At 70.5% G+C, this 10656-nt stretch carries 9 protein-coding genes; 3 read left to right on the top strand and 6 right to left on the bottom strand.

Features of this window, described 5'->3' with window-relative positions; all coding sequences use genetic code 11:
* Window positions 1-946 (top strand): amidase family protein (locus ABNT58_RS15695; protein ID WP_348754396.1); only part of this gene is annotated, 946 nt, incomplete at its 5' end.
* Between the two features lie 15 nt (window positions 947-961).
* Here ABNT58_RS15695 and ABNT58_RS15690 read toward each other — a convergent pair.
* Entirely contained in the window at window positions 962-1927 is a 966-nt protein-coding gene (locus tag ABNT58_RS15690; protein WP_348754395.1) for a PEP-CTERM sorting domain-containing protein, read from the bottom strand.
* A gap of 121 nt (window positions 1928-2048) precedes the next feature.
* Here ABNT58_RS15690 and ABNT58_RS15685 point away from each other — a divergent pair, with 121 nt between their 5' ends.
* Entirely contained in the window at window positions 2049-3311 is a 1263-nt protein-coding gene (locus ABNT58_RS15685) for a phospholipase D-like domain-containing protein (protein ID WP_348754394.1), read from the top strand.
* Here the strand turns inward: ABNT58_RS15685 and ABNT58_RS15680 are convergent.
* Window positions 3287-4141 (bottom strand): PEP-CTERM sorting domain-containing protein, encoded by an 855-nt coding sequence (locus tag ABNT58_RS15680; protein WP_348754393.1) that lies wholly within the window; start codon window positions 4139-4141, stop codon window positions 3287-3289. The two genes, ABNT58_RS15685 and ABNT58_RS15680, sit on opposite strands and share 25 nt — an antisense overlap.
* 71 nt (window positions 4142-4212) lie before the next feature.
* Window positions 4213-6423, bottom strand: coding sequence for an ATP-binding protein (locus ABNT58_RS15675; protein ID WP_348754392.1), 2211 nt, complete (start codon window positions 6421-6423; stop codon window positions 4213-4215).
* 278 nt (window positions 6424-6701) lie between these two features.
* On the opposite strand from ABNT58_RS15675, the gene ABNT58_RS15670 reads away from it, so the two are divergent.
* Window positions 6702-7682 carry a PEP-CTERM sorting domain-containing protein gene (locus ABNT58_RS15670; RefSeq protein WP_348754391.1) on the top strand — a complete coding sequence of 327 codons (981 nt, stop codon included), beginning with the start codon at window positions 6702-6704 and terminating at the stop codon, window positions 7680-7682.
* Between the two features lie 13 nt (window positions 7683-7695).
* Here the strand turns inward: ABNT58_RS15670 and ABNT58_RS15665 are convergent, their stop codons facing one another.
* The 3 genes from ABNT58_RS15665 to ABNT58_RS15655 all read right to left on the bottom strand — a co-directional run.
* Window positions 7696-9435, bottom strand: coding sequence for a bifunctional protein-serine/threonine kinase/phosphatase (locus tag ABNT58_RS15665; RefSeq protein ID WP_348754390.1), 1740 nt, complete (start codon window positions 9433-9435; stop codon window positions 7696-7698).
* Window positions 9436-9445: 10 nt separating this feature from the next.
* The gene (locus ABNT58_RS15660; protein WP_348754389.1) at window positions 9446-10258 is read right to left on the bottom strand and encodes a formate/nitrite transporter family protein; all 813 of its coding nucleotides are present in this window, start codon (window positions 10256-10258) and stop codon (window positions 9446-9448) included.
* Between the two features lie 198 nt (window positions 10259-10456).
* A partial coding sequence (locus ABNT58_RS15655; RefSeq protein WP_348754388.1) for an ANTAR domain-containing protein occupies window positions 10457-10656 on the bottom strand: 200 nt, incomplete at its 5' end.

Here is a 10656-nt window from a genome sequence, read left to right as displayed (position 1 = left end):
GCGCATCGCGGTGGCGGGGCTGGGCACCGACACCGGCGGCTCCACCCGCGTGCCGGCGGCCTTGTGCGGCATCGCCGGCCTGCGGCCTTCGGTGGGCAACGGCGGGGCCGAGCGCCGGTACCACGACGAGAACGCAGTGGTGCCCATCAGCCACACGCGCGACACCGTCGGCCCGATGGGCCGCGGCGTGGCCGACCTGGCCTGGCTGGATGCCGCCATCACCGGCACCACGGTGCCCGCCGCGGCCTCGCTGGCCGGGCTGCGCCTGGGCATCCCGGCCAGCTTCTGGGCGGGGCTGGACAGCAGCCTGGCGCCGGTGGTGCAGGCCGCGCGCGCCAGGCTGCAGGCGGCAGGCGTGGTGCTGGTGGACGTGGACCTGCCGGGCCTGGCGGACCTGAACAACCAGGTGTCGTTCCAGATCGCGCTGCACGAACCCATCGCCGACCTGCCGGCCTGGCTGGCGGCCAATGGCGCGGCCAACATCAGCCTGGCCGACGTGGCCGCGGGCGTGGCCAGCCCCGACGTGAAGGGCGCCTTCGGTGCCATCCTGGCCGATGCCTTCGGCGCGGCCTATGCCGACGCCATCAACGTCTACCGGCCGCGCATGCAGGCCGTGTATGCCGCCTGCTTTGCCAACCACCGCATCGAGGCCCTGCTGTTCCCGACGACCCTGCTGCCGGCCACCACCATCGATGCGGTCAACGGCTCGTCCACCGTGTCGGTCAACGGCGGGCCGGCGGCCGACACTTTCGGCACCTACATCCGCAACACCGACCCGGGCAGCAATGCGGGGCTGCCCGGTCTGTCGCTGCCTGCCGGGCTAACGGCAGAAGGCCTGCCGGTGGGGCTGGAGCTGGACGGCCCGGTGGGCAGCGACCGCCGGCTGATCGCCATCGGCCTGGCGATGGAAGCGCTGCTGGGGCCGGTCGCTGCGCCGCCGCTGTGACCGGCCCTGGGCGGCCTACGCGCGCCGTTGCCGCCAGGCCAGCAGGGCCACGCCCAGGCCCAGCAGCGCGGCGGTCGAGGGCTCGGGCACCGGCGCAGCGACCCGCCAGTCGATGCCGGTGGCCGACGCCACGCCAAAGCCATCAACGGCCTGGCCCTGGGCATTGGTCACGCGGCTGATGCCGTCCCAGCGCAGCGTGTGCAGGAAGCTGGCCGTCGCGCCGCCGACGCGGGGAAAGCCGTAGCTGGGATCGTCCGGCGACAGGCCGGGCGCATCGACGTTGGCCTCGGTGCGCACCGACAGCTCGGTCTGGAAGTACACCGAGTGGCCGAAGACGATCGGCACCTCCAGCGTCAAGGTGGTGGGCACGTCAGCACTGCGCTGTTCGCCCGGCGCGGTCACCATGGCCTGCGCCGTGAAGCGATGGCTGAGCAGCTGCCCGCCCACGGTGGCATCGAAGAAATACGTCTGCGACGTGAGGATGGCCTGGAAGCCTTCGCGCGGCGCCCCGGTGGCCGGGCTGTAGTCCCAGGCATGCAGGTCGCCGTCGAGCTTCAGGCGCACCGTCATCACCCCGGCGGTGTTGGCCAGGCCGGGCGCGGTCAGCAGCATGGTGTCGCCGAACACGGCCGTGGCCGCCGCGTTGCTGCCGGCCGTGGTGTAGCCCGGGCTGAGCGGGTTGGCCGTGGAGGCCGAAGCCTGCGCCAGCACGCCCAGCGCGCCGTAGCGGGCATAGGCCGTGGCGCCGGCACTGTTCAGCGCACCGGTGGCCGGGTCCAGCACTTCGTCCTGCGCGAACAGGCGCGCGTTGGGCGAGCTGTCGGTGGTCTGTTGCGGCGCATAGGCGCAACCGGCGCTGCTGCTGTTGCCGGAAGAGGCGGCGCAACCGACCAGCACGCTCAGCCCCGAGGCAGCGCCGTGTGCCAGCGGCGCGGTGGCGGCCAGAGCGGCGGCCATCAGGGCACAGGTCATCCACTTCATGCGCGCGATGCTAGTAGGCGCCTGATCCTTCGTCTTCTTGCAAACGTGGGGGCTGGTGGCGGCACGCAGGCGCGCTGATTGCACCGGCATGCGGCAACAACAGGGCGCGGGGGTGGAGACGATGAGCGGAGCTTTCTGGGGCGGCATGCTGGCCATGCTGGTGGTGGTGCAGCTGCTGGTCATCTGGTCGATCCGGCGCCACCGCGACCCTTCGCTCAAGATCGAGTGCGACCATCCGATCGACGCCTTGATGCCCAGCCTCTCGGGCCTGACGCTGGGTTCGGCCCTGGCCGGCAACCGCTGGACGGTGCATGAGAACGGCGCCTTCTTCGACGTGCTGATCGACCGCATCGGCCAGGCCACGCGGAGCGTGCACTTCGAGACCTTCTTGTGGAAGGACGGTCAGCTGGGCCGCCGCCTGGCCGGTGCGCTGTGCGAGCGCGCGCGGGCCGGCGTGAAGGTGCGGGTGCTGCTGGACGCGCAAGGCAGCAAGGGCGCCGGCCGCGACGTGGTGGCGCAGATGCGCGAGGCCGGCTGCCAGGTGTGCTTCTTCCACAAGCGGGCGCTGCGCAACATCGGCGTGCTCAACGACCGCGACCACCGCAAGCTCGTGGTGCTGGACGGTCGCGAGGCCTTCGTCGGCGGCCACTGCATCGTGGACGACTGGCTGGGCGATGCCGAAGACGGTCAGCACTTTGCCGACGTGAGTCTGCAGCTGCACGGGCCCATCGTGCACAGCATCCAGGCCGCCTTCAGCGAAAACTGGGCGGGCGAAACCGGCGAGCTGTTTGTGGGCGACGCCACGTTCCCGCCGCTGGAGCCGGCGGGCGATGCCACGATGCATGCGGTGTTCGCCAAGCCCGAGAACTCGGCGCCCACGGTCAAGATCCTGCACCACACCGTCATCTGCCTGGCGCAGCGGCGGCTGTGGATCCAGAACCCCTACTTCATCCCTGAGCCCGAGGCGATCGACGCGATGGGCGCCGCTGTGAAGCGCGGCGTGGACGTGCGGGTGCTCATGCCTTCGACCAGCGGCTCGGACAACCCGATGGTGCAGCATGCCGGCCACCGCAACTTCGAGAAGCTGCTGCGCTGCGGCGTGCGGCTGTTCGAGTACCCGCACACGCTGCTGCACCAGAAGATCGTGACCGTGGACGGCGTGTGGTGCGCCATTGGGTCCAGCAACTTCGACGACCGCAGTTTCGAGATCAACGACGAGATCAGCCTGTCGATCAGCGACGCGGCGCTGGCCACGCGGCTGGACGCCATCTTCGAGAAGTACGCCGCCCGCGCCACCGAGATCGAGCTGGATGCCTGGGTGCGCCGCGGCACCTGGCACAAGCTCAAGGACAACGCCTTTTACCTGCTCAACGAAGTGCTGTAGCGCCGCCGATGGCCGATCAGGCCGGCCACGCCCAGGGCCAGCAGCCAGGCGGTGGCGGGTTCGGGCACGGCGGTGGCCAGGTAGTTGTAGCCGCTGGCGCCGGTGGTGTTGAGGCCCGCGATGGAAGGCGTGAGGTGGAAGTGGGCCGAGTTGTAGAAGTCGGCTTCGCCCGACGACAGCGTGGGGCTGTTGGACGTGCTGTAGGCCCAGGCCGTCAGCTGGCCCGACAGGCGCAGCGTGTCGCCTACGAAGGTGTTGATGCTGACGGTGAAGCTGCCCGGTGCGTTGCTGCGGCTGTCCCAGTTGAGCGGTGCCGCATAGGTGCCGCGGTCGACGTCGCTGAGCCTGGCGCCCGCCGTGGCATACCCGCCCTGCGACGACGTCGTGCCGGCAATGGTGAAGACGACGCTGTAGGTCACCGGCGTCAGCAGGCTGAGGCCTGCGCCGGTGACCAGGATGTGGTCGACGAAGCTGCCATCGACCTGGGCGCTGGCATAGCCGTCGTTCACCACTTCGTTGGCGGCGTTGTAGGCGTACGGAAAGCTGGTCGACGCATAGGCCTTGAGCACACCCACGCTGCCGATGAACTTGGCATTGGCCACGCCGGGGCCGGCCGATGCGCTGACCGCCAGCGGATTGGGTTGCAGCGCCAGCGGGTCGTCCTGGCGCAGCACGCTGGCCGGGTTCATCTGGTAGGCGGGCACCGGCGCGATGCGTGAACTGGCTTCGGCCGTGACGGTGCCGAAGACGTTGTAGCTTTGCGCATGGGCAGCGCCGGCGCCGCACAGGGCGGCCAGCAGGGTGAGGGCATGGGTGGGCAGCAGCCTCATCGAGGTCTCCGGAGTCAGGCCCCCATTAGGCGCACGATCGCGCGCTTCGCATATCCCGCAGATCGCATCATTCAGCGCGCCGCGGCGGTCGCCAGGGTGGCCAGCAGATGATCGATGGCATAAGGCTTGCGCAGCACCACCAGCCCGGCATCGGGCGCCTGCTGCGTGAAGCCGGTGGCCAGCACCGTGGGCAGCTGGGGCCGGTGTTCGCGCACCCAGTGCGCCAGGTCCAGGCCGTTGAGGCGGCCGGGCATCACCACGTCGGTGAACAGCACGTCGAACGGTGCATCGCCTTGCAGCAGCGCCTGCGCCTGATCGGCGTTGTCGCACAGCTGCACCTGGTGGCCGGCGGCCTGCAGCGCCGGCACCACCACCGACGCGGCCAGCGCGTCGTCTTCCACCATCAGCACCCGCAGCGGCCGCGTGGGCACGGCCTGTGGCGCGGCCGCGGCGCCGCTGGCGCCTTCGGGCCCGGGCAGCGCCGCCGGCACCGTATCGGCCGGCTGCGCGGCCACGGGCAGCAGCATCGTCACCTCGGTGCCCTGGCCGGGCTGGCTGCGCAGCCGCAGCGCGCCGCCCGAATGGCGCGCGAAGGCTTGCACCTGCGCCAGCCCCAGGCCGCTGCCGGCGCCCACCGGCTTGGTGGTGAAGTAGGGCTCCACCGCCTTGGCCAGCGTGGCCGCGTCCATGCCCTGGCCAGTGTCGGCCACCGACAGGCGCAGGTAGCGCCCGGGCGGCAGGCCCGACAGGTCCTCGGCTTCAGCTTCTCGGCCGGCGATGGTCACGGTGCCGCCCTCGGGCATCGCGTCACGGGCGTTGAAGATCAGGTTCAGCAGCGCCAGGTCCAGCTGCGTCGGGTCCACCATCATCGCGGGCAGGCCGGGGGCGATGCGGGCGCTCAAGGCGATGCGGCCTTGCAGCGTCTTCTTGATCAGCTCTTCGCTTTGCAGCAGCCAGTCGTTCACCGCCACCGGCCGCGGCGCCAGCGTGGCGGCGCGGCCGAAGGCCAGCATCTGCCGCACCAGGCCGGCGGCCTTGGCGCTGGCGCCCACCGCGGCCTGCAGCGCCCGCCGGTGCGGGCCTTCGGGCACCACGCGCAAGGCCAGCTGCACGGCGGTGGTGATGGTCTGCAGCAGGTTGTTGAAATCGTGCGCCAGGCCGCCGGTCAGGCGGCCGATGGCCTCGTGCTTCTGCGATTCCAGCAGCTGGGCCTGGGCCTGCCGCGCTTCTTCCACGGCGGCGGTCACCCGCGCCTGCAGCTGCTGCTGGGCCTGCTGCGCATGCAGGCCGGCCCGGCGCAGCGCGGCGCCCACGGCATCGGCTTCGCTCACGCCGGTGGCCAGCTCGGGCGGCACCTGGTCGGCGCCCAGCTGCAGCGCCGCATCGCGCAGCTGGAACATCGGCGTGCTGATGCGCCGCGCCGCCAGCAGCGCCAGCGCCAGGCCCACCAGCAGCAGCACGGCCGAAGCGCCCAGGGCCTGCAGCGTCAGCCGGTTGGCGGCCTGGGCCAGCGTGCTCATCGGCAAGGCGATCACCACCGCCCAGCCGTGGCGGTTGGGCGGACTCAGGTAGCTGAGCGAGGCCACGCCGTCCAGCGTCACCGTCTGCGCAAAGCCATGCTCACCGGCCGCGGCCCGGCGCGCCAGCTCGCCGGTGGGCCTGGCGCCCAGCCACTTGGCCGGGTCGCGGCTGCGCGCGGCCACCATCTGCCGCTGGTCCATCACCGCCACCACGCTGCCTTCGGGGTAGGGCAGGCGTTCCACCAGCGTCTGCAACACGCGGGCGGTGAAGGCCACGCCCACGTTGTGGCGCGGCGGCTGCTGGCCGTCGGGCACGAACACGCCCACCACCGGCTCGTTGCTCAAGGGGCCCCGCAGCACGAAGCGCACGTCCGACTCATGGCTCAGCAGCTGGCGGCCGGGGTTCAGGCGGGGCACGCCTTGGGCGGCAAACGGCACCCGGGTGTTGAGCAGCTGGCGGTCGGGCGTGTTCACCAGGGCCCAGCTGTCGGTCTGGCGCACGGCCGCCGAGGCCTCGGCATGGAAGACGGCGTAGCGGCCTTCGGCCAGCGCCTGCGATGCACTGAGCGTGCGGGCCATCACCTCGCGCCGCTCGATCTCGCGTTCGACCTCGGCGTTCAGCCGCTCGGCCAGCTGCTGCACCTGCTGGCGCGCCGCATCTTCGCCGCGCAGGTAGGTGCTGCGCGCCAGCAGGCCAAAGGCAGCCGCTGCGGGCAGCCACACCGACAGGACGATCAGCAACAGGCGGGAACGGATGCTCACAGGCGCGCAACAGGAGCTCGGGACGCGCGGCAGTGTCGCCGCGTTTGGCGGCTCGTGGCGCACGATTTTGCTGATATCAACGCCCATAGATGAGGCCTGTTTGCCATCGCTGGCGCGGCCTGATCGTGTCGCTCATCGCACCGGTACCAACGGTTGCACTTGCGGCCCGAGCTTAGGGGTGCACCCTGAGGCGCAGCCCCCTGCGCGACGTGATATTGACTGGCTGCCCGGGATGAGCCCGTGCAGCAAAGTTGCATAGACAAGCAGGAGACAACAACATGCCAGGAGCTTTTTTCCAACCCCGCCACGTGGCCGCCGCCGCTGCCTTGGCGCTGTGCGGGCTGCAGGCGCTGCCGGCGCATGCCGCCACCTCCATCCTCTTCATCGGCAACAGCTTCACCTACGGTGCGCTGGCCTCGGTGCAGAACTGGGGCACCAACACCGTGACCGACCTCAACGGCACCAACATCGGCGGCGTGCCGGCGCTGTTCAAGGCCTTCACGCTGCAATCGGGGCTGGACTACAACGTGAGCCTGGAGACCGAGCCGGGCAGCAACCTCGACTTCCACTACAACAACCGGCTGTCGTTGATCGACAAGCCGTGGGACAAGGTGGTGATGCACGGCCAGAGCAACCTGGACTTCGCGGCGCCCAACAACCCGGCCAAGATCTCCACCTACACCGGCATCCTGGGCAACGTGTTCCAGGCCCGCAATCCCAATGTCGACATCAGCCTCACGGCCACCTGGTCGCGTGCCGACCTGACCTTCAGCAACGCCACCAGCCCCTGGTACGGCAAGCCGATCACGCAGATGGGCATCGACGTGCAGGCCGGCTATGAGTTCGCGGCGGCGCAGAACCCCACCATCGTCAACCGCGTGAACCCGGTCGGCCTGGCATGGAACCGGGCCATCAACCTGGGCATTGCCGACAGCAACCCGTACGACGGCATCGACACCGGCAAGATCAACCTCTGGGCCAGCGACAACTACCACGCCAGCAACTACGGCTACTACCTGCATGCGCTGGTCGACTTCGGGATGATCACCGGCATCGACCCGCGCAGCCTGGGCGGCACCGAATACGCGGCGCTGCAGCTGGGCATGACCGCCAGCGAAGCGGTGGCGCTGCAAGGCGTGGCCTGGGACACCATCCAGGCAGTGCCCGAGCCTTCCACCTGGCTGATGCTGGCCCTGGGCGGCGGCGTGCTGGGCCTGTTGGCACGGCGGCGCTCTTCGCGCGAATCGGTGCCGGCCTGAGGCCCGTGCGCCACTAGAAGGCGCCGCGCTGCACCAGCGCGTGCAGCAGCACCGCCACCATCAGCGCCAGCACGGCGCTGATGGCCTGCCAGAAGCGCACCGGATGGCGCTGCACCAGCGGCGGCAGGCGCTGGCGGTGGAACTCCGGCCCCGGCGATTGCAGGTCGTGCAGCAGCTCGGACAGGGCCTGCTGCCGGCGCGCCGGCTGCGGCTGCAGCGCCTTGTGCAGCACCGCATCCAGCCAGGCCGGCAACTCAGGCCGGTGGTGACGCAGCGGCGTGTAGCGCAGGCGGCGCAGGCCGGTGGCATCGCGCAGCTGCGTCACCTGCAGGCCGTAAGGCAGCTGGCCGCTCAGCATCTGGTAGGCCAGCACCGCCACTGAAAACAGGTCGGACCGTGCGCTGGCCGGCTCACCCACGAAGGTCTCGGGCGCTGCGTACTGCAGCGTGCCCACCGGCCCGCCGGCTGCCGTGGCGGTGGGTCCGCATTCGGCCAGGCCGGCCACCTGCACGCTGCCGAAGTCGATGATCTTGACGGTGCCGCCGGCATCGATCATCACGTTCTCGGGCCGCAGGTCCTGGTGCAGCATCTCCAGCCGGTGAAAGGCCTGCAGCCCCTGGCCCAGCTGGGCCACGATGGCGCGCACCTCGGCCAGGCCGGGGCGCGGATGGTCGCGCATCCATTGCGCCAGCGTCTGGCCGGGCAGGTATTCCATTGCCAGGTACAGGTGGCTGCGCGGGCCGCTGTCGGGCGCCGGCCGCAGCACATGCGGGCTGTGAATGCGCCGGGCGATCCACTCTTCCAGCAGGAAGCGGTCGAGCAAGGCCGGCTCGGCCCGCGTGTCGGCCGACGGGAACTTCAGCGCCACCGGCAGGTCGTTGGTCGTGTCCTGCGCCAGATGCACCTGGCTGCGCGCACCGGTGTGCAGCGGGCGCACCAGCCGGTAGTGGTCCAGCCGCTGGCGCGGCGCCGGCTCGGGCGCGGGCGGCAGGGCCTGCATCGCGGCCTGTGCAGCGGCGGCATCGGCTTCGGGCAGGGCATCCACCCGCAGCAGCTGCACGGTGATGTCGTCGGAGCTGCCGGCGGCCCGCGCGCCGGTGGCCAGGTCGTGCGCGGCGGCGTCCAGGTCATGGCCGTGGCGAGCCAGCGCCGCGTGCACGGTGGTGGCGCTCAGGTGGGCATGCGCGCCATCGGTGGCCAGCAGGTACAGGTCGCCGGGCTGCAGCGGCCACTGGCGGTAGTCGATCTCCACCGCCGGACCGATGCCCAGCGCGCGGGCCAGGCAGGCCTGCCCGGGGCCCAGCTGCACGCGGTGGTCCTGCGTCAGCGGTTCCAGCGCGCGTTCATGCAGCTGGTAGATGCGTGCATCGCCCACGTGCAGCAGGTGCGCCTGCCGGCCCTTGAGCACCAGCGCGCTGAAGGTGCACACATGGCCGCGGTCCTTGTCGAAGCGGCCTTCGCCGCGCATCGTCTGCGCATGCAGCCACGAGTTGGTGGCCTGCAGCACCCGCTGGGCCGAGCGGCGCACCGACCAGCTCTCGGGCGTGCCGTAATAGTCGTCGAGAAAGCTGCGCACCGCCGCCGCGCTGGCCACATGGCCCACCGCGCTGGAGCCGATGCCATCGGCCAGCGCCACCGCCACGCCCTTGCTGGCGCGCAGCGCGGCGCCGGGCAGCATGGCGCCATGGAAGTCCTGGTTGACGGCGTGGCCCGGCCCGGCCAGCGAGTGCTGGCCCAGCGTCACCTGCAGCATCGGTGCTGCTTCAGGCCACCACGCGCTTGGGCGCGGTCTTGTAATGCGTGGCGTACAGCGTGGCGCCCACGAAGGTCAGGCCGCCCACCAGGTTGCCGATGACGGTGGGGATCTCGTTCCAGATCAGGTAGTCCATGAAGGTGAACTGGCCGCCCAGCAGCAGGCCCGACGGGAACAGGAACATGTTGACGATGGAATGCTCGAAGCCCATGTAGAAGAAGATGAGGATGGGCATCCACATGCCGATGACCTTGCCCGACACGCTGGTGGACATCATGGCCGCCACCACGCCGGTGGACACCATCCAGTTGCACATCACGCCGCGGATGAAGAGGGTGAGCATGCCGGCCGCGCCGTGGGCCGCATAGCCCAGCGTGCGGCCTTCGCCGATGTGGCCGATCTTCTGGCCCACCGCATTGGGCGCCTCCGAGAAGCCGTAGGTGAAGATGATGGCCATGAACAGGGCCACCGTGAGCGCCCCGGCGAAGTTGCCGAAGAACACCAGCGTCCAGTTGCGCAGCACGCCGGCCCAGGTGGCGCCGGGGCGCTTGTCCAGCACGGCCAGCGGCGCCAGCGTGAACACGCCGGTCAGCAGGTCGAAGCCCAGCAGGTACAGGATGCAAAAGCCCACCGGGAACAGCAGCGCGCCCACCAGCGCATTGCCGGTGTTCACCGTCACCGTCACCGCGAAGGCGGCTGCCAGTGCCAGGATGGCGCCGGCCATGTACGAGCGGATCAGCGTGTCGCGGGTGGACATCAGCAGCTTGGATTCACCGGCGTCGACCATCTTGGTGACGAATTCGGCAGGGGCGAGGTAGGCCATCGGACTTCCTTGTGGCGTGGGGCTGTGAAGCAGTTGCAGCGCAAAACGAAAACGGCGCCCGTCACCTGGCCGCTGCAGCAGGTGCAGGGCAGGCAACGGACGCCGTCATCCGTGGGGGCGAGCCGCCATTAGCTCGATGGGCCATGGCATGCACCTTCCATGCCATCACCGGGCGCACCCGGCTGGTGCCTGGCTTGTCTAGACGTGTGGCGCGGCAGGTGCCGGCCCGAAGGCGAAATCGGGCAGCGACAAGGTGGCCTCGGCCACGTCCAGCAGCCTGCGGTTCTGGTCCATCGAGGTCTTTTGCAGCGCGCGGAAGGCGGCCTCTTCGCTCATGCCCAGGCGCGACATCAGCACGCCCTTGGCGCGCTCGATCACCTTGCGCTCATGCAGGGTGT

The organism is uncultured Aquincola sp. (genome assembly GCF_964001545.1).
Lineage (GTDB): Bacteria > Pseudomonadota > Gammaproteobacteria > Burkholderiales > Burkholderiaceae_C > Aquincola.
The sequence above is the reverse complement of the archived record's forward strand: the minus strand, read 5'-3'. Positions and strand labels throughout refer to the sequence as shown.